13 protein-coding genes are annotated in these 21,979 nt (G+C 46.5%); 5 read left to right on the forward strand and 8 right to left on the reverse strand.

Annotation, left to right across the window (positions count from 1 at the left end; genetic code table 11):
* Nucleotides 1-4 precede the first annotated feature (4 nt).
* From BLQ87_RS30265 to BLQ87_RS30275, 3 genes are read left to right on the forward strand one after another with little or no spacing between them, the layout of a single operon-like run.
* Nucleotides 5-526, forward strand: a complete 522-nt coding sequence (locus BLQ87_RS30265) for a DUF4402 domain-containing protein (protein ID WP_083362144.1) — start codon at nt 5-7, stop codon at nt 524-526.
* Nucleotides 527-531: 5 nt separating this feature from the next.
* Nucleotides 532-3,774, forward strand: a complete 3,243-nt coding sequence (locus BLQ87_RS30270; RefSeq protein ID WP_074612643.1) for a hypothetical protein — start codon at nt 532-534, stop codon at nt 3,772-3,774.
* Between the two features lie 27 nt (nt 3,775-3,801).
* Nucleotides 3,802-4,152 carry an MmcQ/YjbR family DNA-binding protein gene (locus BLQ87_RS30275; protein ID WP_074612644.1) on the forward strand — a complete coding sequence of 117 codons (351 nt, stop codon included), beginning with the start codon at nt 3,802-3,804 and terminating at the stop codon, nt 4,150-4,152.
* A gap of 65 nt (nt 4,153-4,217) precedes the next feature.
* On the opposite strand, the gene BLQ87_RS30280 is transcribed toward BLQ87_RS30275, so the two are convergent.
* The 4 genes from BLQ87_RS30280 to BLQ87_RS30295 all read right to left on the reverse strand — a co-directional run bounded on the left by BLQ87_RS30280 (nt 4,218) and on the right by BLQ87_RS30295 (nt 16,654).
* On the reverse strand, nt 4,218-5,108 hold the full coding sequence (locus BLQ87_RS30280) for a PorP/SprF family type IX secretion system membrane protein (protein WP_074612696.1): 891 nt from the start codon (nt 5,106-5,108) through the stop codon (nt 4,218-4,220).
* 65 nt (nt 5,109-5,173) lie between these two features.
* The gene (locus BLQ87_RS30285) at nt 5,174-13,999 is read right to left on the reverse strand and encodes an Ig-like domain-containing protein (RefSeq protein WP_083362135.1); all 8,826 of its coding nucleotides are present in this window, start codon (nt 13,997-13,999) and stop codon (nt 5,174-5,176) included.
* Between the two features lie 31 nt (nt 14,000-14,030).
* Nucleotides 14,031-15,245, reverse strand: coding sequence for an exosporium glycoprotein BclB-related protein (locus BLQ87_RS34210; protein WP_083362136.1), 1,215 nt, complete (start codon nt 15,243-15,245; stop codon nt 14,031-14,033).
* A gap of 215 nt (nt 15,246-15,460) precedes the next feature.
* The gene (locus tag BLQ87_RS30295; RefSeq protein WP_074612646.1) at nt 15,461-16,654 is read right to left on the reverse strand and encodes a helix-turn-helix domain-containing protein; all 1,194 of its coding nucleotides are present in this window, start codon (nt 16,652-16,654) and stop codon (nt 15,461-15,463) included.
* Nucleotides 16,655-16,848: 194 nt separating this feature from the next.
* Between BLQ87_RS30295 and BLQ87_RS30300 the strand changes: the two genes are divergently transcribed.
* The gene (locus BLQ87_RS30300) at nt 16,849-17,283 is read left to right on the forward strand and encodes a hypothetical protein (protein ID WP_074612647.1); all 435 of its coding nucleotides are present in this window, start codon (nt 16,849-16,851) and stop codon (nt 17,281-17,283) included.
* A 3-nt stretch (nt 17,284-17,286) separates the two neighbouring features.
* Here the strand turns inward: BLQ87_RS30300 and BLQ87_RS30305 are convergent, their stop codons facing one another.
* From BLQ87_RS30305 to BLQ87_RS30320, 4 genes are read right to left on the reverse strand one after another with little or no spacing between them, the layout of a single operon-like run.
* Nucleotides 17,287-17,856, reverse strand: coding sequence for a DUF6620 family protein (locus BLQ87_RS30305; protein WP_074612648.1), 570 nt, complete (start codon nt 17,854-17,856; stop codon nt 17,287-17,289).
* A 12-nt stretch (nt 17,857-17,868) separates the two neighbouring features.
* Nucleotides 17,869-18,696, reverse strand: a complete 828-nt coding sequence (locus tag BLQ87_RS30310) for a hypothetical protein (protein WP_074612649.1) — start codon at nt 18,694-18,696, stop codon at nt 17,869-17,871.
* Nucleotides 18,696-18,938 carry a hypothetical protein gene (locus BLQ87_RS30315; protein ID WP_074612650.1) on the reverse strand — a complete coding sequence of 81 codons (243 nt, stop codon included), beginning with the start codon at nt 18,936-18,938 and terminating at the stop codon, nt 18,696-18,698. The genes BLQ87_RS30310 and BLQ87_RS30315 overlap by 1 nt, the downstream gene beginning before the upstream one ends.
* Nucleotides 18,939-18,946: 8 nt before the next feature.
* Nucleotides 18,947-19,900 (reverse strand): SPFH domain-containing protein, encoded by a 954-nt coding sequence (locus BLQ87_RS30320; RefSeq protein WP_074612651.1) that lies wholly within the window; start codon nt 19,898-19,900, stop codon nt 18,947-18,949.
* A gap of 213 nt (nt 19,901-20,113) precedes the next feature.
* Here BLQ87_RS30320 and BLQ87_RS30325 point away from each other — a divergent pair, with 213 nt between their 5' ends.
* The gene (locus BLQ87_RS30325; RefSeq protein ID WP_074612652.1) at nt 20,114-21,979 is read left to right on the forward strand and encodes a helix-turn-helix transcriptional regulator; all 1,866 of its coding nucleotides are present in this window, start codon (nt 20,114-20,116) and stop codon (nt 21,977-21,979) included.

Here is a 21,979-nt window from a genome sequence, read left to right on the forward strand (position 1 = left end):
GAAGATGAAAAGAATTATATGCGGTATTGTTTTACCAGGCCTGTTATTGGCTGCCATGTCTTCAACTGCGCAGCGCAAGCTATTGGCATTGGGACCTGAAAATCCACCCAGGCCGGTAGTGATCTATGTAAATCCAGCCCAGGGCTTACAGTTTGGCGCATTTTACCAGGGAGCGATGGGCGGAACAGTGATCATTTATCCCAATGGAACAAGGTCCACTACAGGAAGTGTGATACAGACCAATCAGGGCGTATCTTTTTCCCCGGCAATCTTTGAGGTCGATGCAGAACCGGGTACATTGGTGACCATCGTTAACGGTCCGGATGTGACGCTGAATGGAAGTAACGGCGGCACGATCAGCTTGCATATTGGTACTGCTGATCCCGCAAGCCCGTTTATTGCCACACAGACTTCTCCGGGCAGGACACAGATCCGCATCGGTGGGACCTTAACGCTGACCAGTCCTTTGGCCAATCCGCCTGGAAATTATAGTGGAACCTTTTCTGTGACCTTTATACAGCCCTAAGTAGTATGTATGGAACCAGGATCAACCGATATGTCAACAGAATCAATCACTTGCTGAAAGCCAGTGTGCTTGCGGCTGGATTTTGCCTGTTTACTGCGGAACATTCTTCGGCTCAGGCCAATACTGATTATGAAGAAATATCGATATTTTTAAATGTACAACGTGTGGGTGCTGCAGAAATGCCGGCACTGATCAAAGACGAAAAAGTCTGGTTACCGGTGATTGATCTCTTTAATTTTTTAAAGGTCAAATATGAAGTCTCTCCGGATAGGGATGTGGTTTCCGGAACCTTCATCAGCCCTAACTCAAAGTACACGATCGATCAGAAGAATCACCAGATTACTTATGAAGAACAGCGTTATGAGCTCAAACCGGAAGACCTGGTCAAAACGGAAAGCGGCATCTATTTACAGTCGGACTTTTTCGCGAAGGTCTTCGGGTTAAACTGCGTGTTTAGCTTTCGCAATTTATCGGTTGTGCTGAGTACCGATCTCGAGCTTCCTGTCCTCAGGGAGATGAGACAGGAGCAGATGCGGAGCAACTTAAACAAATTAAGCGGTGTATTTAAAGCAGATACCACCATAGGGAGGAATTATCCCTTGTTTTATTTTGGTACAGCAGATTATGCCGCACTGACCTCGGCGGGAAATAAAGGGACACCCCATGATGCCAGGGTAAGCCTTGGTTTAGGAGGAATGGTGGCCGGAGGAGAAACAAATGTGGTGCTGAATTACCATAACAATGAAGGCCTTTCCGGACGGCAACAATATTACCTCTGGAGGTATGTGGACAACGACCTGCGTTATGTAAAACAAATTCTGGCGGGTAAGATTCAGACACAGTCGATCGCTTCGATCTATTCGCCGGTGATTGGGGTACAGGTGACCAATACACCAACTACGTACCGGCGTTCTTTCGGTACTTATACTTTAAGTAATCATACCGAACCCAACTGGATGGTAGAGCTATACGTAAATGGAGTGCTCATCAATTATGTTAAAGCCGATGCCTCAGGGTTCTATACTTTTAATGTGCCTTTGGTATATGGGAATACCATGATCAAGCTGCGGTTTTATGGTCCTTACGGAGAGGAACGCTCTACAGAACAGAGCATCAGTATTCCGTTTAATTTCTTACCTAAGAATGAATTTGAATATACGGCCAGCTCAGGAATCCTGGAGGATGGGCGACATGCTAAATTTGCCCGTCTGAGTACGAATTACGGACTCAGTCGGAATGTAACTGTAGGAGGAGGTATTGAGTACCTTTCTTCAATTAGCTCCGGTACAAAGATCCCCTTTGCGAATGTCTCGGTTCGTTTGTTGCCCAACCTTTTATTTTCCGGTGAATACGATCACGATGTGCGGTCAAAAGCATTGCTGAGTTATAACCTGCCTTCAGGATTACAAATTGAAGTCAACAATACCTGGTATAAAAAAGGCCAGACCGCGATCAACAATACTTTTGTAGAAAACCGGAAAGCATCTGTTTCCTTTCCGATACGCGGGCGGTATTTTTCGGCTTATACCAGGCTCACTGCCGAACAGATATTGCTGGAAAACACCCGGTATACACTTGCGAACTGGATGCTCTCGGCAGCTGTTGGCAAACTTAATGCGAGTGCGACGACCTATTCCGTATTCCTAAAAGGCAGTGATCCTTATATCTATACCAATTATTCACTTTCATTGAGGGCATTGAGCAGCTTGCTGATCACGCAACAAGTCCAATATGAATACACGGATAACAGGGTGATCGGTTTGAAAACAGAGTTGGAAAAACGGATTTTCAGGAGTGGTTATCTGAACCTGTCTTATGAGAAAAACTTTATCAGCGACATCAGTAATATAGAACTGGGCTTAAGGTATGATTTCTCTTTTGCCCAAACGCGGGTTTCTGTACGGAAAAGCAATGATGTGGTTCGTTCCTTACAAGGAATCAGCGGAAGCCTGATCCATGATGGGAAATCCGGATTCACGAGTTTTAACAACTATACCAGCGTAGGTAAAGGAGCCGTTTTATTGATTCCATACCTGGACCTGAACGGAAACAACAGGCGTGATAAAGATGAACCCAAAGCGCAGGGGCTAAAAGTGAGAATTAACGGAGGCAGGATTAAGCAGTCGGTTAAAGACACGACCATTCAGATTACAGACCTTGAAGCTTATACCAATTACAGCATTGAGCTGGATGGTTCGGGCTTTGACCGTTTGGCCTGGAAGTTTCCAAAAGCGAACTACAGTGTCGTGATTGACCCTAATTATGTAAAGAATGTGGAAGTTCCGGTCTCTGTATTTGGAGAGGCCTCAGGGAGGGTAATCCTGAAGGATGGGGCAGAAGAAACAGGGCAGGGGAATGTGATGCTAAATTTTTACGATGGGCGTTCTAAAAAAGTCGGACAGACGGTGTCTGAAGCCGATGGTTATTTCTCTTACCTCGGCTTGCTTCCGGGCAAGTATACCGTGCTGATGGATTCCGCGCAATTGCGTTTGATGGAGTTAAAAGGAGAAACGGCAGCACTACCCTTTGTCATTACCCGGAACGTCGAAGGCGACCTTGTGAACCATCTCGACATGGTCACCAGCCCGATGCCCGCAGTATCAGCGGCTCCGGTTCCTACTGCTGTTCCAGCTGTTGCTCCCGTTCCGCCTGTGGAGCAGGAAGAGGTTCCGGAACCTGGCAAGACCTTGACCGTTCAGGCGGCGCATTTTAAATTTCCAATGGCGAGGACTGCGCAGCGTATGCTGTTAAAATATTATAAAGATGTAGTCATCATTCCTACCAAATGGGTTTATTACGACATCCAGATCAGGGGTGTCAAAGATCTGGAAGAAGCGAATGAGATTATTAAAAAGATTAAGCCGATTGGATTCCCTGATGCTTACGTTTTGAAACCAGCTGGACGGCGGGTGTCAGCAGATCCGGTTATTCCTATAGCTCCGCCTAAGCAGGTCAAACCGGCGGTTAAACAAGTGGAACAAATTGAGCCGGTTGTACCTCCCGGACCTCCGGCACCAGGCACGATAACGGTTCAGGCGGCACATTTCAAACTTAAGATGGCGAAGGTTTGTCAGCAGATTTTATCAAAATATTATAAAAACGTAGTTATTGTTCCTACTAAATGGATCTATTATAACATTCAGATCAGGGATGTCAAAGACAAGCAGGAAGCGAAAGCGATCATCAAAAGAATCAGGCCCCAGGGATTTCCGAAGGCATATGTGTTAAAATCTGTTTCTCCGGAATAGGGTGAATTGTTATATTTGGTATTGCATATGAATATAGAAGAATTAAGGGAATATTGCCTGCAGAAGCAGGGGACATCTGAAGGGCTTCCTTTTGGAGAGGATACCCTGGTTTTTAAAGTTGGAGGGAAGATTTTTTTACTGACCAGTCTGGTTACCGGCAATCGTTTTAATGCCAAATGTGACCCTGAACGCGCCATCGAATTGCGGGAACAGCATGAGGAAATCATCCCCGGTTTTCACATGAACAAGAAGCATTGGAATACAGTTTTTATGGATGGCAGGCTGACCAGGAAGCAGTTGAATGAGCTGATTGATCATTCTTATGATCTGGTATTGGCCAGTTTACCGAAGAAATTACAAGAAGAAATCGGCAATTAGAAATGGCCGTAAAAGGCAGCTTTAACAGCAGCTTCTACGACCTTTCTTTCCCCCCACTTCGTTATTTATTTACCACCGAGGCTAAGCCTCAGATTCAGCTCGAAGCTGCCATTGGTATAGGCACTGAGTGCCGAAGTCTGTGTACTATATGATCCACTGATCATATATTTGTGTTTAAAGTCCATGCCTAAGCCGAAAGTAGCGCTCTCTGAGCTATGGTACATGGCCATTGCAAACACCTGTTGATTGGCGATTCCCACCTGAACACCGGCATCCCAGATGTTGTCAAATCCTTTTACCCCACGGTAAGCCACCTTAGGCTCTGCATCAATCCCTTCTGCGCCTTTACTGAGCTGAAACTTATAGCTGACAGCGGAGTAAAATGTACCCACATCAGCAAGCTTAATCGTTTCCTTTTTAAGGAAGCTTTTAAGGTTAGGGATGGAGGCCTGTACGGTAAGCCTGTTTGTGGTATAGGCGACGCCAAAATCTCCGTCTAAATACGTTTTACGATTGTTATACTGGCCTACCAATGGATCATTGGGATTGCCGTAGATATCCGTATCCTCCAGTCGCTGGCTTAAAATCCCCATCGAGAGTCCGAAGTGAAGTCCATCTCCGGCCTGGTTTAGTTTCAGGTGATAAGCATAGGAGGCCAGGACCCGGGTTGCCCTTTGCAGGCCCGCACTTTCATTGTTCACCGTTAAGCCAATCCCAACTCTGTTGAAGCCGTAATCTGCAGTCAGGTTTTGAGTGAGTGGCGCGCCAGGTACATTGTCCCAAAGCTTGCGGTAAGAACCATTTATTCTGATGCCCTCCGAAAAACCAGCGAAAGCAGGATTGATGGCATACTGGTTCGTATAGTACTGTGCCGACAATGGGTTTAACTGCGCTTGGGAGGAGTTTGCTGCCGCTGTGAAAGCAATCAGTAAACCTATTTTGTGTATGATTTTCATGTCTCTGCGTAATTTTAATGAAGCCTGCATTCCTTTTTCAAAAGGATGATGCAGGCTTCTTCATGTTAATTTTGTCTGATAACAGTGATAAATCCTCTGAATTTAAGTCTGTTCGTTCCGAAATCGATGATGTAATAATAGGTTCCTTCATCTAAAGGGCGACCATTTAGCATGGCATCCCAACTGTTGTCGTATCCTTTTTTGGTATATAGAATACGTCCGGCTTTGTCAAAAACTTTCACTTCATTATTTGGATAGAAATCAATGTTATCTATGATCCATTTGTCATTGAAACCATCACCGTTAGGAGACAAAATATTGGTACCCTTGATGAGTGCCAGGTCGTCCAGAACTCCCAGTGTGAAGGTTTGCGACTGTGAGCAACCGTTAATATTGGTTGCCGTTACCGTATAGGTAGTCGTTTCACGTGGCCTTACTGTAAGCACCGCAGTGTTTTGTCCGCTGATGATGCCGGCACTGTTAGACCATACATAAGTTGTTCCGCCGGTTACCGTAAGTGTTGCGACATCTCCTTTACTCACCTGCGTTCCTTTGTTGCTGCTGATGGCAACGACTGGTGCAGCATTTACAGTAATCAGGAAGGAGCGGGTATAGCTGTCTACACCACCATTCGCCACACCGCCATTGTCTTTCACCATAACTGTAACTGTAGCTGTACCTGAGGCACCGGATCTGAGTTGGTAGCTCAGGGTTCCTGTAGCACCAGTACCGGCTGCTGTTAAGGATTCAAACAGACTGGAATTGGTACTGCTCACACTTAAGATTGTGGTCTGACCGCTTTCCGGTCCGGCGCTGATGCCTGCCAATGCAACCGTCTGTGTAGCGGTCGTTGCGCAAAGCGTTTGATTGCCGATTGCAGAAAGGGTAGGGATCTCATTAACATCTGTTAAATTAATCGTCAGCTCTTTATCCAGTGAAGTGTTGTTTTGTGTGGTAGAACGAACCCTCACTTTATAAACGGCTTTCGTCTCGTAATCCAGACTTGCCGTGCTGAGCAATTGGTTTCCACTGATGCTAAACGAAGCATTATCTGTACTTCCTGTTCCTGCTACCAATGAATAAGTAAAGGTGGCGGCCGGATTGTCAGAAGTACTGCTCAGTGTTCCTGCTGAAGCTCCTGCGGCAGTGTTTTCATATAAAGGAACTCCGGCAAGGCTGATGTTTGTAACCGCATCAAGTTTAACCGTTAGTATTCCTTTTTGATAACTGATCGCATAATTCGCCGCCGCAGCACCACTCACATTGATGTCGTAAGGGCCTACCGGACTGCTTGCAGTTGCCGTAGTGGTAAATGTAGGTAAGGCAGTCAATACGGAGCTGGTTTCGCCATTGGCCAGGCCAAGGTAACTTGCAGTAAACACCGGCAATGCAGCACCCAGGAATTTCTCCTTGGCATCTGCGGTGATGATTAAGCCTTTCTTGTTCACCGTTAATTTACCATTGGTATAGACGATGCTATAATTGCTCAATCCGGTTCCTACCGCTGCAGTCGGAATGATGTCATAATCAGAACCTGCAACGCTTGCCGTTGCTGCTGCACCAGTACTGCTCAGACTCACTGAAGTAACCGTATTTCCATTGGTCAATCCTATTGCATTGAATTCTGTACCGGCAAAGACACTTGCGGTACCATAGAATTTACTAAGATTCGACGCTGCAATGGATAACGTTTTCTGTGTTACGGTCAACGTTCCATCCGGATTGCTCACGGAGTAATTGGACAGTTTGGCATTTGGATCAGCTAAAGTAGCAACGATAGGGTACGTGCCTGCACTGGCAGTTGCTGCGATACCGGCACTGTTCCTGGTCAGGGTAATGTTATCCCCGCTTTGGACTCCGGTAATGCTGCCGGTAAAGTCGCCACTGGTCAGGACATCACCATAAACTTTAGAACGGCTGTTGTTAACAATCGTCAGCGTTTTGGTATTTACCGTTAATGTTTGCGGTACGTTAGGTGCCGCATTAAAGAATGCATTTCCAGACTGACTTGCAGTGATCGTTGTCGTTCCTGCTTTTAAAATCGTGGCTACATTGCCAACGATAGCAACAATGGTCGGATCAGCGGCGGTATAGGTTGCCGGAAGTCCTGCTGATGAATTTGCACTGCCCAGCAGGAATGAAGGATCTCCATAGGTTTTAGCTGCAATCGCATTAAAGCTGATGCTTTGGCTTGCTTTTGGAATCGTAGAAACTTCAGCGCTAAGCCCGCTGATATTACCTGCCTGATCAACGGCCTGAATGCGGTAATAATAAGTCGTACCATTGATTAAGCCTACATTGGTATAGCTTGTTGTTCCTGCCGGAACGTTGGCTAAGAAGGTAGTTGGGTTAGGACTTGTTCCGGATAAGATGCGGTAATTCACCAGATCTGTTTCTGTATTGGCAGCCCAGTTCAGGATAATTTGCGTATCACCGGATGTTGCCGTAACGCCTGAAGGGGTGGCCGGAGCCGTCCGGTCGAAGGTTACCGAACCTGTACCTGTAGAAACCGGTGTTCCTGCATTTCCTGTCACATCGCTGAAAGCAATGTTATAGGCTACCAGACCTTCCGGATCTGTTGAAGTAAAGGTATAAGTTGCCGTCCAGTTGTTGCCTGCGGCAGTTGGAATCACTGTATGACCTGCAATCGTAACCACCGGTGTTTGCAAGGCTTCAGTCGCTGTAAAGGTTAAGGTAGCGATATTGCCGACTTTGGCAAGGGTAGGGATGCTATAGTCAGAAACAATATTTACTGCACTTAAAACTGGTACAGATTTATCGAAGGTTACCGAACCTGTTCCTGTAGAAACAGGAGTACCTGCATTGCCTGCCATATCACTGAAAGCGATATTGTAAGCGACTAAACCTTCCGGATCTGCTGAGGTAAAGGTATAAGTTGCAGTCCAGTTGTTGCCTGCAGCGGTTGGTATTACCGAATGACCTGCGATGGTTACATCCGGAGTCTGCAGCACTTCGCTGGCCGTAAAGGTAAGGGTAGCGATATTGCCCACTTTTGCCAGGGTAGGATTGGCATGGTTAGAGACAATATTTACGGCGCTTAGTGTAGGCACCGATTTGTCTAAAGTAACTGATCCTGAACCTGTAGAAACCGGAGTTCCTGCATTTCCTGCCTGGTCACTGAAGCTGATGTTATAAGCTACCAAACCACTCGGATCTGCCGGAGTAAAGGTATAAGTTGCAGTCCAGTTATTGCCCGAAGCCGTTGGAATCACGGTATGACCTGCAATGGTCACCACCGGAGTTTGCAACGCTTCACTCGAAGTAAAGGTTAAAGTGGCGGTATTGCCAACAATTGCAAGGAATGGCAAGGCGTTGTTCGAGCTGATTTCTACCGCACTTAATGTCGGTATAGACTGGTCGAAGGTAACAGATCCTGAACCTGTAGAAACCGGAGTTCCTGTATTTCCTGCAAGGTCACTGAAAGCAATGTTATAAGGCACCAAACCTGCTGCATCAGCCGGGCTGAGTGTATAACTGGCGGTCCAGTTGTTGCCAACTGCAGTTGGAATTACGGTATGACCTGCAATGGTCACCACCGGAGTTTGCAATGCTTCACTCGAAGTAAAAGTTAAGCTAACCAGGTCTCCGACTTTAGCAAAGAGCGGGTTAGTGTTGTTAGAGGCGATATTTACTGCAGACAAGGTCGGCGTGATCTTGTCGAAAGTAACCGTCCCTGTTCCTGTAGAAACCGGAACACCTGCATTGCCAATCAAATCACTGAAAGTAATGTTGAAAGGTACCAGGCCATCGGCATCTCCCGAAGTAAAGGTATAGGCTGCTGTCCAGTTATTACCTGCTGCGGTTGGAACTACAGCGTGACCACCAATGGTCACTACCGGAGTTTGTAACGTTTCGCTGGCAGTAAAGGTTAAGGTAGCCGTATTGCCTACTTTGGCAAAGACAGGATTGCTGTTATTAGAAACGTAGTTTACCGCGCTTAGCGTTGGAGCGGTGTGGTCAAAGGTGTAAAGATCACCCGTAAAACCAGTTGCGATCGCGTTTCCGGCGAGATCCATAATTCCTGTTCCTGCGTTGTTCAGGTTCAGTCCGATGGTTCCGCTACCGGTGATGGCATTGACTGTTATACTGTAAACGGTGTTATCCGCTGTGGCAACGCCTGCGATTGTTCCGGCGGTACCGCCAGTGGTCGACAGATTAAAGTCTGTCACCTGTACACTGGATACGCTTTCCGAGAAAGTAACGGTATAAATTACGCTCGTGGCCAGCGTAGGATTCGGATCTGCCAGGGCGATACTGTTGATCACCGGAATTGTGGTGTCGATAGTTACTGCAAGACCTGTTGAAACCGGACTCACATTACCTGCTGCATCTGTTGTTTTAGCAGTAACCGTATGTACGCCTGGCGCTAAGGTAGAAGCGGTGATCGACCAGTTTCCGCCAGTGGCGATACCTGTTCCGATCACTGTTGTACCGTCTGTATCGTATAAAGTTACCGTTGAACCTGCTTCTGCTGTTCCTGTAAATACCGGAGTAGTTACATTGGTGATGTGATCCGTATTGGATACCCCACTATCACTGGCTGAAGCCAGAACTGGTGCAGATGGAGCAGCAGGATTTGAAGTATCAAAGGTCAGTGCCGGAGTGGTACCTGCGCCGCCATTGTTACCTGCAATATCCGTATAAGTGGCTGCTGCCACCGTGATACTTGCTGTACCAGCATTAGTCGAAGCCGTAGGAGTGTAGGTCGCAGTGCGGGTCAGGCCTGTGCCCGATATCGCAGCAAGTGTACCACCGGTAACGACTACGTCACCTGTAGTTCCATCCCAGGCAAATGTGGCACCCGGATCTTCAGAGAAGGTAAACGTAAGGGTTGCCGTTTCTCCCGATTTCAATTGAGGAACGTTGCTGGTGATGGCCAATGTTGGTGAAGTGGTATCGATTGTTACATTAAGTCCTGAAGAAGCGACACCTGTATTACCGGCAACATCTGTTGCTTTTGCGGTAACGGTATGTACACCTGGAGTCAGGGTTGACGCAGTGATGGACCAGTTTCCGCCAGTGGCGATACCTGTTCCGATTGAAGTAATGCCATCCGTATCATATAAAGTTACGGTTGAACCTGCTTCTGCGGTACCTGTAAATACCGGAGTAGTTACGTTAGTGATGTTATCCGAATTGGATATGCCGCTATCGCTGGCCGAAGCCAAAACAGGAGTAGAAGGAGCAACCGGGTTTGAAGTATCAAAAGTAAGTGCAGGACTTGTGCCTGCGCCACCGTTGTTACCTGCAACATCGGTATAAGTAGCTGCTGCTACGGTAATGCTTACTGTTCCGCCATTGGTTCCTGCGGTTGGCGTAAAGATCGCGGTGCGTGTTAAACCTGCGCCTGAAATTGCAGCAAGTGTACCACCCGTAACCACTACATCGCCGGTACTTCCGTCCCAGGCAAAGGTTGTGCCCGGATCTTCAGAGAAGGTAAAGGTGATCGTTGCCGTTTCTCCCGCTTTCAATTGAGGAACATCACTGGTGATGGCCAGCGTTGGTGAAGTGGTGTCTATCGTTACGCTAAGTCCTGAAGAAGCCGCACCTGTATTACCTGCTGCGTCTGTCGCTTTTGCGGTAATGGTATGTGCGCCTGGCGTCAGGGTTGACGCAGTGATGGACCAGTTTCCGCCAGTGGCGATACCTGTTCCGATTGAAGTAATGCCATCCGTATCATATAAAGTTACGGTTGAACCTGCTTCTGCGGTACCTGTAAATACCGGAGTAGTTACGTTAGTGATGTTATCCGAGTTGGACACACCGCTGTCGCTGGCTGAAGCCAGAACAGGCGCAGAAGGAGCAACCGGATCAGAAGTATCAAATGTCAGTGCAGGGGTTGTGCCTGCGCCACCATTGTTGCCTGCGATATCGGTATAAGTCGCAGCGGCTACCGTAATACTTGCTGTTCCGCCGTTGGTGGAAGCTGTTGGGGTAAATGTCGCAGTGCGGGTCAGACCTGAGCCCGAAATCGCGCCAAGCGTACCACCTGTAACAACTACATCGCCGATTGTTCCATTCCAGGCAAAGCTGGTACTTGGATCTTCAGAGAAAGTAAAGGTAATGGTTGCCGTTTCTCCTGATTTCAATTGAGGAACGTTGCTGGTGATGGCCAGTGTTGGTGAAGTGGTATCTATCGTTACATTAAGTCCTGAAGAAGCCACACCTGTATTACCTGCAATATCTGTTGCTTTTGCGGTAACGGTATGTACACCTGGAGTCAGGGTTGACGCGGTAATGGACCAGTTTCCGCCAGTGGCGACACCTGTTCCGATTGAAGTAACGCCATCCGTATCATATAAAGTTACGGTTGAACCTGCTTCTGCGGTACCTGTAAATACAGGAATCACTACGTTGGTGATGTTATCCGAATTGGATACGCCACTGTCGCTTGCGGAAGCCAAAACAGGCGTAGAAGGAGCAACCGGGTTAGAAGTATCAAAAGTAAGTGCAGGAGTCGTACCTGCGCCACCGTTGTTACCTGCAACATCGGTATAAGTAGCTGCTGCTACCGTAATGCTTACTGTTCCGCCATTGGTGGAAGCCGTTGGCGTGAAGGTTGCTGTGCGGGTCAGGCCCGTGCCTGATATCGCGCCAAGCGTACCACCGGTAACCACTACATCACCGGTTGTTCCATCCCAGGCAAATGTACTGCCCGGATCTTCCGAAAAGGTAAAAGTGATCGTGGCTGTTTCGCCGGATTTCAATTGTGGTACATTGCTGGTGATGGCCAGTGTTGGCGAAGTCGTATCAATAGTCACTGCGAGTCCTGCAGAAGCCGCACTCACATTTCCTGCCACATCTGTTGCTTTTGCAGTAATGGTATGCACACCTGGAGTCAGGGTAGATGCAGTGATCGACCAGTTTCCACCAGTGGCGACACCTGTTCCGATCGAAGTAATGCCATCCGTATCATATAAAGTTACGGTTGAACCAGCTTCAGCTGTTCCGGTAAATACAGGCGTAGTCACATTGGTGATGTTATCTGTATTTGAAAACCCGCTGTCGCTGGCAGTGGCCAGAACAGGTGCTGATGGTGCAGCAGGATCGGAAGTATCAAAGGTTAGTGCCGGAGTTGTTCCTGCGCCACCATTGTTACCTGCAATATCCGTATAAGTAGCAGCTGCTACCGTAATGCTTACTGTTCCGCCGTTGGTGGAAGCTGTTGGTGTGAAGGTTGCCGTGCGCGTTAAACCCGCTCCGGAAATCGCGCCAAGTGTACCACCGGTAACCACTACATCACCGGTTGTGCCATCCCATGCAAAAGTTGTGGATGGATCTTCCGAAAAAGTAAAGGTGATCGTGGCCGTTTCCCCCGTTTTCAATTGTGGCACATTGCTCGTAATGGCCAGTGTTGGTGAAGTCGTATCGATGGTTACCGCAAGTCCGGTTGAAGCCGGGCTCACATTACCTGCTCCATCTGTTGCTTTAGCAGTAACCGTATGTACGCCGTCTGTCGGAGCGGAAGCAGTGATCGACCAGTTTCCGCCAGTGGCGATGCCGGTTCCGATGGCTGTTACTCCGTCTGTACCGTATAAAGTTACCGTTGCGCCTGCTTCGGCTGTTCCGGTAAATACAGGTGCGGCTGCATTCGTGATGTTATCCGAGTTAGATAGCCCACTGTCGCTGGCAGCGGCCAGAACAGGCGCTGATGGTGCAACCGGATCGGAAGTATCAAAGGTTAGTGCCGGAGTTGTGCCTGCACCACCGTTGTTACCTGCAAGATCGGTATAGGTTGCGGCTGCCACAGTAATGCTTGCTGTACCCGCATTTGTACTTGCTGTTGGGGTAAAGGTTGCTGTACGTGTTAAACCTGATCCTGATATTGCGCCCAATGTACCACCGGTAACCACTACATCGCCTGTAGTTCCATCCCAGGTAAAGCTGGTAGAAGGGTCTTCAGAAAAGGTAAAGGTGATCGTCGCTGTTTCGCCGGTTTTCAATTGCGGCACATTGCTGGTGATCGCAAGGGTAGGGGCAGTAAGGTCAATGGTCACTACCAGTCCTGTGGAAGCCACACCCTGATTGCCCGCAAGGTCTGTTGTTTTTGCGGTAATGGTATGTGCGCCTTCAGTTAAGGCAGGTGAGACCGTGATGGACCAGTTTCCGCCAGTGGCGACACCCGTTCCGAGTACGGTTGTACCGTCAGTATCGTATAAGGTGACTGTTGCGCCTGCTTCTGCGGTACCCGTAAAAACAGGGAGGACCACACTAGTGATGTTATCTGAAGGAAATATCCCACTGTCGCTGGCCGTTGCCAGAACCGGTGTGGATGGTGCAACAGGTAAGGTGGTATCAATGATGATATCTTTATTCGCACCTAATGAACCTGCAGTACCCGGAACCGCTAAGGTCAGGGGCGCATTTGCACCAAGGCCATTCTGGATGGTACTTCCGCCGGCAAGGGTTAAGGAACCGATTGCGGCATAGTCCAGATCTGCAGCGTTTTCTCCGGCTGCGACTGTATAAGTGAAAGTGAGGGTATTGGTTCCTGAGCCGGAGGTGTAAAGTCCCTTTCCGCCACTATTGAGGGCGAGTTCAGGAACTCCCGTGACCAGGACTGGCTGATCAAATGTAACCGTGATCAGTACCACACCCGCTTCTTTGTAATAGGCATTGGCACTTGGAGAGCTGACATCCGTTACTGCAAAAGTCAGCAAGGTTTGATGTAGCCCTTGTGTGAACAGTGGGTTTGATCCGATGGTGGTGATAAAAGGTTCTCCAACGGTGAAACCCAGCGTGTTCCCTCCGGGCAGCGATGCGCTACCGCCCCCGGCGCTGGTTGTATGGCTATTCGCAGATTGAGCATTTGCCGTCAAGCAAGCCAAAATCGAAACCCACAACAATATAATTGTTTTGAGGTATCTCATAATAATATGTTTAGTGATCTGCTTAACTTATTTACTCAACGCTTAATCCTGCACCGGCATAACCAGCTACAGTATTGATCAGGGTTAGCCCGGACGCGGTGGCAGAAAACACCATTAAATAGCGTGTTTGCGCAGTTACAGGTATGCTAAGCCCTGTGGTAATGCCGTTGGATACCCCGCCTATACTGATGATGCCTGATAAGGATGGCGCCAAAGTAACAGAGGCCCCCGGAACAGCAGTAAACTGGTTATCGGGAGTGGTGCTTTGATAAAGTTGTGCAGTAACCGTTAAATTGGTACCGATCAGTGATAAAGCCAATGTTGTACTAAAATAAGCAGACATACTTTTTATGGTACCAGATCTTGGCATGGAGAATGCGAAATTGAGCAATGTACCTGCAGCACCTGTAAGGTCGATCGTTCCACCAAACACGGAAACTCCAGGAGTGCTGCTTCCAAAGCCTACAAGACTCGTTGTACCAACCAGACCGCCTGCAACGGTTGTCAAGGTTACAGGAAGACCGGAAGCATAAGGAATGATAGCACCGCCATTTGAACCACCTGATGCGTCATTCGCATCAGTAAGTCTTACCCATGCACCTGTTTTTGAGTAATAAAAACCTTTAGGTGCGCCGGTTTGGTAAACCAGTAAACCATCACTTGGTGAAGCGATTGCTGCTGCAGAGGCCACCCTTGGGATCAGGATACCTTTGGTGGTAGACCAGATATCCAGCACCGCGTCTGTTGCAGGGAATGTGCCGGTTCCGGCACCGATTCCAACGCCTCCTGTATTGTTATTCAAAATATCAGTACCCGAAAGAGACCAGCGGTTATCGAGGCTGGTTGCTGAGGCCTGTGAGTTTAAAGCATAAGGGACACTTACCAGCTCTACTGTACCGATCGTGACGTAAGCCGATCCGCCGGCGATATCCGCTTCAATTTTAAGATATTTATTTCCTGTAGACCAGGGAATGGCTGAAAAGGTGCCCGTTACCACTGTTCCCGTTCCGATTTGCAGGTTCACCAATCCAAAAGCATTGGTGGTTGGCACTTGTGTCTCCGTATATATCGGGGCACCTACCGGTCCGTTTTGTACTGTAAGCCGCATTCCTACTGCCTGACTGGGTACAGGCTGTCCGGTAGCGTTTCGAATTACCGCCTGGTAATTGATTTTTTGGGGAGTTTGTGCGAAACTGTTAAGCACAAATAAAAATAACACCAATAGAGTAAAAGTTGCTTTTTTCATAAAAATTGAATAAGAGGTAATTAATTTAAATATGTAATGATTTACTGTTGTATATGAGCGCGGGAGTATTTCATATCATTTAGAAATTACTCGTTTAATTCAATGAATTGAGCATGGTGTGTTAGCTATATAAAGTTATCAGGCTTATCATACTAAAAGCCTGATTTTAACGTTGTAGTTGTCTAACTATTCAACGGTTGTAAAAGAAATACAGGTTAGGAGACCTTTTTTTGGGAGAAATAGACGGTTGGCATGATGCCGGTTTCTTTTTTAAAGGCATTGTAAAAAGTGGCCACACTTTTAAAACCACATTCATGAGCAATCGACTCAATCGTCATTCTTTGTGCTTTAAGAGGGTATTGTTCCAGGAAAGAATTGATCCTGTACTCGTTGATCCAGTCGCGAAAGTTCTTTCCGATCAGGTTGTTGAGCACGAAGGAGCAATGGTGAACAGGGATGTTTAGCGCTCCGGCCAGGTCAACGATCTGAAAGCTTTCCAGAAGGTAGGGTTTCTTAGTTTCCATCACTTCTTTCATCGCATTGGAATAATTGATCAGCTGATCCGGTAAGAGGCTTACCTTTTTTATCGTGTTCGTAACGGTCGGAACTTCCCGTCTAATTTCTTTCCCGATGTCTGTCTGGCCCATGTCCAGGTTAACTGAAACAAAAAGATAGCCGTAGAATAATCTCGGATGATTAAGCACATAAGTAATAATCATTAAAAATGCGATGCTATTCAACAGGAGAAATGAGGCATGGCGATCAGGCAGGTTCATGTTCAGGTTCAGGTTCAGGTTCTGGAATACCAATGGAAGAAAGCCGGTCAGCTGAAAAAAAGTACCACCCTTAAGGAAAAGCAATAACCAGTTTCTACCGGGATGTTTGGCGTTTTTATCGAGAACTTTTGACTTTAACACGGCATACCAGGTCAATGCGAGGTAGATGATGACCAGGCCTGGCTTAACAAGAATGAAGAAAACCGCAGGAAACAGTCCTGTTCTTTCGGTGCTAAACAACTGTCCGTTCTCTGCGATCTGATTGGCAATTAACGTCCAGTTGATGGGAACGTCTGAAAATAAATGAGCGAAGGCAAAGACTACCGGAATGAAATGTAACCATTGCCCTTTAGACAGTTGCTGGTTTCCAGGGATAAAATTTGTGGTGTATAGATAAAAGCAGGCGGGTGCGATATAGGATAATGGGGTAAACAATTGGTATATGGCCGGATATATTGCTTTCTGATCTGAGTACATCAACAGGGCAATCAGGACCTGGCCGAATTTTGAAAAGAAGAGCAGGGCAAGCAAATAGTTCAGCAGTCTGATTCCCCGTTTCGCGCAAAACAGGTGCAGAGAAAAAAGGAGTAGAAAAAAGCAACTGATGCTTGCAAAAAAGAGAGACAGCGTCATAATAGAAAGAGAGTAGGTAACTAAATATAACTCTTTTTTTTTAGAAAGGACGAACAATAATATTTTAGGATAAAATGAACGAAATGAATATGCAGGCCATAGATAAAACTAGTGATTTAGTTCGTATAACTGAATTTATTCCCTAACTTACTTAACGCTTTAGCACGAAGTTAAAGCGTCTTATTAGCTAAGTTATGCGCGCAAATTTAACAAGGGAGGATTTCGAAGAATGGCTATTTGCAATGTCAGAGAAGCTGGAAGAATTTACCAATTTTTTTGAACAGGAAACGAGTAAAAAGCTCAGTTATAGTCCGCAGTCTATCGATGACGTAGAAGAATGGTTATTGGTCAAATTCAGCTCCACAGAAGAGATTCTAAAAGCAGAGCATCAATATACCCTGGATCTGGTGAGCCGTTATATTGGGGAAACCTTCCGGGAAAACCTGCGGGGGAAATGGGACATTGATCTTGAACACGAGAAAGACATCTATTATCACCTGCCGGTTGTGGTTGCAGATAAGGGTTCCCGACCAATTGCCCCTTATCCCTTAATTACCGCGAGTGTAAATAAGAGAGGGGGCAGCTATATTGGCGCGGTTCTTAACCATGCGTTAAGAGGAGGTAACTGAGCTTTAAAATTCTATGTCGTCCGCAACATTCCCGCCCTGGGCATTTGCGAACTGCTGACGATACTTTTCTTTATAAGCGTCTTGTGTACGCATATATTTTTGAGAATCAGCAGCAATATCCCGATGAATCTGCTCATTCCATAGGGAAGCAGCTATTTGAAAATCACCAAGAGATATTCCGTATTGATCTGCTATCCAGCTGGCGCCATCCAGTCCATAATCATAGGCTACCTGTCTGGCTACTTCCAGTTCCTGGTAAAAGTCTTTATCTGTTTTAATTTTCTCAATATAACCCGTTGCTTCCGGGGAAACCGCTGCTTGCAGGTTACTGAATTTAGGGTGCTGATCTGCGGTACCAAAATGCTGACCAAAAAGGGTAACGATCTGATAAGTAGCATCTTCCTTCATGCGTTCCTGCCAAAGTAAATTCGCTTCCTGCCATACCGGCATTTCTACCCCCAAAGCTGTTGCCACCTGGTCTTCGCTTAAGCCGCTTCCCATCTTTGCACATGCAGCGCTGTAATCTTCTAAAGTAATACCGTGAATAGGTTCTAATAATGGATTCTGAGACATATTTTTTTATATTTAGTAATGATTAATAGAATGATCTTTTAGTAAACGCTGATAAAAACGTTCGTTTTCGGTTAGCATATCGGGAGTTATTTTGTTCCACTCATCGAACATGGCCCTTAAATACTGCTGATATAGGGCAGGATTTTTAGGTTTGCTATTTTCATAATCCTGCAGCAGATGGGCCGTCCGTTGTTCTGCTAAGCTCCTGGCCTGATGGAACAACATTTGCATTTCTGTAGAAGGGGTATAGGTGTTTTGAGATTGACAAAATGGACATTGGATATAGGTCGCAATGAAAAACATCTTTGGAAGGCTCATTTTGCCGCCACATTGTTTGCAGTTAAAGTTGTCTTTTATACGTTCAAATTCCGTTAACTGACGCTGGTAAGCCCCTTCCAGATCTGTATTTCCCTTCGCAGCTCTTAACGCGGCAATCCCTTCATTTACCTTGTCTTCAAATTGATGATGCCGGTCAAAGCAGGCCATTTGAAAACGGTAAAGACGGTCATGGTATTTACGGCCGGCACTGGACATTAAATCAGGCAGGAGGGAACCGGAGGGCTGCATAAAGGGAATGATGTGTGTTTCCTTTGCTTCGATGCCTTTCTGCTGCATCTGGCTAATCTGTCCGATTAATCCGGTAAGCATTCTGCTATGCGCACGTTTATAAGGATCAGTATCCTGATTAAATACGGCAATAAGTTCAGGTATGGCGGCAGCACACAGCTCCTCAAGGCGTGTTTCCAGCTTATCAAGAAAGACAAACCATTTTTCTTCAGTTTGTCTGATCTCTTCCAGCAAAGCCGGATTGTCATATTTATTTTTGAAAAAACCAAACATCAATTTTCTTTTTTGATATGAATGCCATCACTGAGCTTTACGGTCATGAATTTAAAACCACAATAGGCACAAACGGTAAGTCCATCTCCGGGCGCCCGTGGAGCAGCACATTCAGGACAATCGTACAACTGCATATTCGCCTGGTCATATTTGATTGCTCCGCCGTAGTTTTCCTGCGATAAGGCCTGTTGCTTTAGCCTTTCCAGATAGCTTTGCGTGTTCTTTTTTTCTGCGTTGCTCATGGCTTTTGTTATAGCAGCTTTAACAATTCTTCTTTTTTTGCCGTGTATTCCGTTTCTGTAATCAGCTCCATGCTGAAAAGATCCTTTAGGTTTTTAAGCCGTCCGGGAATGTCTTCTGTTTGCCCTGCTTTTTGCTGTGGCGTTGCAGAAGGGTTGATGTTCATGATCATTCCCATTGCCATTCCCTGACGGGTCACATCGGCCATTCCGTTGTTTTCGTTGCTGATCGCGGTGGCGATGCTAAACTGCGAGAATTTATCGATGTCTGTGACCATATTCATGCCCGTCACCTGATCATAATGCCGGAGTACCTCTTCAGGTAAAGTCACACTGCTAACGGTGAATTGTGTGATTTCAAGCCCAAAACCCGTAAAAAAGGACTGGATTGAGGGCTGTATTTTTTCATTTAATCCGGAGATGTTCCCCGCAACATCCATTACCGCTATTTTTGCTCCGGCCAGCACCTCGGCAAATTTAGGCGCAATGAAATCACGCAATTGCAACTCCAGTTCTGCAATGCTTAGGTTAGGATAGGTACCTGCATATTCTTTAAAAAACAGCCCGATATCCTTAATGCGAATATTGTAGTTTCCATAAGCTCTGATGCGTACCTGTCCAAAATTCAAGTCCCGCATGAGTACCGGGCTGGGCGTTCCCCATCTGAGGTTGACAAACTGATGGGTATTGAAAAAGTAAATGTCTGCTTTGTATGGACTTTCAAAACCATACTTCCAGCCCTTCAGCCGGGAAAGTATGGGGATGTTTTCTGTTTTTAAGGTATGTTTTCCGGCAGGGAAGACATCGGCCAGCTGGCCTTCGTTTAATAAAAGGGCCTGTTGACTTTCTCTGACGGTCAGCACTGCGCCGTTCTTTATTTCCTGATCTGCATCAGCGAACTTCCACATCAGCATGTTTGGATGCGGGCTTACAGATTCAATGATTTCTATAAATGGTAATGCCATATTTCCGTTTTAAAAATGCCACCACCAGGTAGGGGCCTGGCGGCAGCAAAGGGGGTATAACCTAAAGGTCTTATTGTTAAATGATTATTTGGCTATCGTACTATCCTACATTGCATCTACGAATTGGGGAACGGCCGACTACAATACGTCTACAGATTTTCAGGATGTTTACATTTTGCAGCAATTTTGATCAATTTGTATTAATTTCAGGATATGAAATCCTCCCTGTTCAAACTATTTATTTGCAGTTTCCTTTGCCTACCGATGTTTACCTCCGCACAGTTGGCCTTGTCCGATAGCCTAAAATCCGCCCTGAATGAACCTTCGATCGCTCCTCAGGACAAATCAAGATTACTGACCCGTTTATCAGAAGTATACCGGCTGAATAAAGACGATCAGGCCGGAACAAAAACCGGAAAAGAAAGTGTTCGCTTTGCATTGAAGACCGGTAATTATACCGAGGCGGTAAAAGCTTATGTGGTGCTCACGAATATATATGCCATTACCCAACAGTTTGCAGCGATGAAAACAGCGGGCGATTCCGCGATGGTGATTGCGCGTCAGCATCATACGCAGGAAGCGATGGCTTACGCCTGGTATGGACGGGTATTGTTATATAAAGCATTGTCTAACGCTGATGAAGTGGTAAAGCATTGCCAGCTGGGATTGAAAGCCCTGGAAAAAATTGATGATCCTTATCTTGCCGCTAAGCTTTACTATCAGCTTTACGCGGTAAACTCAGGATGGAATAATGTAGCCAAGGTAAACCTATATGCCCGAAAATCGACAGACAATGCCCTGAAAGCCAAAGATTACAACGCATTAAGTAATGCCTATACCGGCATGTCTGTTGCCTGTGAATACAATTATGCCGCTTCGAAAAAGATGGCCGATCTGGATAGTGTTCTGTATTACCTCAACAAATCAGAAGCGCTTTACCAGCAATATCCTGGCCGGGTGGCCGATCATACCTATGCCATTGCCTGTATTAATATGGCCAGCTATTACCTTAAATATTTCCCGGAAACCGATCAGGCGGCCAAAAGTAATGGAATCCGATACGCCAATAAGGCAAGAATGGTCATGAAGAATAGCCTGAGGAACCAGCCGATCATCGGCAATAGTCTGGGGATATTAAGTGAGTATGCGAAGCGGGAAGGAGATCTGGGACTGATGGAGCGTTACCTTCTTGAGGCCTATGAGGTGATGAAAACGGAACAGGATCCATCTTATTATACCCTGATCAATGTCATACAGGCACTCGCCGATAACTATGAGAAGAAAGGGGAATATGCAAAGGCACTCGGTTTTCAAAAACAGGTTGTAGAATACAACAATAAGAGTTTCGACAAAACGCAGGCAACCAATGCTCAGAAGTTGGAGATACAATACGATACGGAAAAAAAAAACAATGAAATGCTGGTCCTTAAGGAACGGGAAAGCAGTCGGCATTTACAATCGGTTTTATACGGTTGTATCGCTTTTGCTTCTCTGGTTGGTCTGGTCTTCCTGTTCCGTTCCTACCATTTTAAGCTGCGTTATTCCTTACAGCTGGAAAAACAATTACAGCTGGAAAAGCAGGAATCCGACATGCAGGTAAAACTGGAAAAGGAAGAACAGGCAAGACTAATCGCCGAACAGCGGTTAATGGAAGCGGAGCAGCAACAGTTGAAAAAAGAAGTAATGGCCAATGTGTTGCAGCTGGATCATAAAAACCAGATGTTACACCACATCAAAGCACAATTGAATGAAGGTGAATCGATCAATATGCAGAAAATACTCCGGTCGGAATCGATGCTGGACCTTGACTTTGAGCAGGCGAAATTACAGATCCAGCAGGTGCATCCCGGTTTCTTTCAATTGTTAACCGAGCGGTCCCAGCAAAAACTGACGCCGCTCGACCTGAGGTTCTGTGCCTGTTTACATCTCAATATGGATACCCGGCAAATTGCCCAGCTCATGCACGTGGAGGCCAAGAGTGTGCGGATGAGCCGCTACCGGATCAAGCAGAAACTGGGGCTTTCTAAAGCCGATGACCTGAATGTTTTTATCCAGCAACTCGGCAAACAGCCATCTTAA

The sequence above is a fragment of the Pedobacter steynii genome, from assembly GCF_900103665.1.
Lineage (GTDB): Bacteria > Bacteroidota > Bacteroidia > Sphingobacteriales > Sphingobacteriaceae > Pedobacter > Pedobacter steynii.

Excerpts from the sequence above, each read along its gene's own strand:
- BLQ87_RS30325 (WP_074612652.1), top strand. The coding sequence starts at position 20,114 with ATGAAATCCTCCCTGTTCAAACTATTTATTTGCAGTTTCCTTTGCCTA.
- BLQ87_RS30320 (WP_074612651.1), bottom strand. The coding sequence starts at position 19,900 with ATGGCATTACCATTTATAGAAATCATTGAATCTGTAAGCCCGCATCCA.
- BLQ87_RS30275 (WP_074612644.1), top strand. The coding sequence starts at position 3,802 with ATGAATATAGAAGAATTAAGGGAATATTGCCTGCAGAAGCAGGGGACA.
- BLQ87_RS30305 (WP_074612648.1), bottom strand. The coding sequence starts at position 17,856 with ATGTCTCAGAATCCATTATTAGAACCTATTCACGGTATTACTTTAGAA.
- BLQ87_RS34210 (WP_083362136.1), bottom strand. The coding sequence starts at position 15,245 with ATGAAAAAAGCAACTTTTACTCTATTGGTGTTATTTTTATTTGTGCTT.
- BLQ87_RS30280 (WP_074612696.1), bottom strand. The coding sequence starts at position 5,108 with ATGAAAATCATACACAAAATAGGTTTACTGATTGCTTTCACAGCGGCA.
- BLQ87_RS30300 (WP_074612647.1), top strand. The coding sequence starts at position 16,849 with ATGCGCGCAAATTTAACAAGGGAGGATTTCGAAGAATGGCTATTTGCA.
- BLQ87_RS30310 (WP_074612649.1), bottom strand. The coding sequence starts at position 18,696 with ATGTTTGGTTTTTTCAAAAATAAATATGACAATCCGGCTTTGCTGGAA.
- BLQ87_RS30270 (WP_074612643.1), top strand. The coding sequence starts at position 532 with ATGTATGGAACCAGGATCAACCGATATGTCAACAGAATCAATCACTTG.
- BLQ87_RS30285 (WP_083362135.1), bottom strand. The coding sequence starts at position 13,999 with ATGAGATACCTCAAAACAATTATATTGTTGTGGGTTTCGATTTTGGCT.
- BLQ87_RS30295 (WP_074612646.1), bottom strand. The coding sequence starts at position 16,654 with ATGACGCTGTCTCTCTTTTTTGCAAGCATCAGTTGCTTTTTTCTACTC.
- BLQ87_RS30315 (WP_074612650.1), bottom strand. The coding sequence starts at position 18,938 with ATGAGCAACGCAGAAAAAAAGAACACGCAAAGCTATCTGGAAAGGCTA.
- BLQ87_RS30265 (WP_083362144.1), top strand. The coding sequence starts at position 5 with ATGAAAAGAATTATATGCGGTATTGTTTTACCAGGCCTGTTATTGGCT.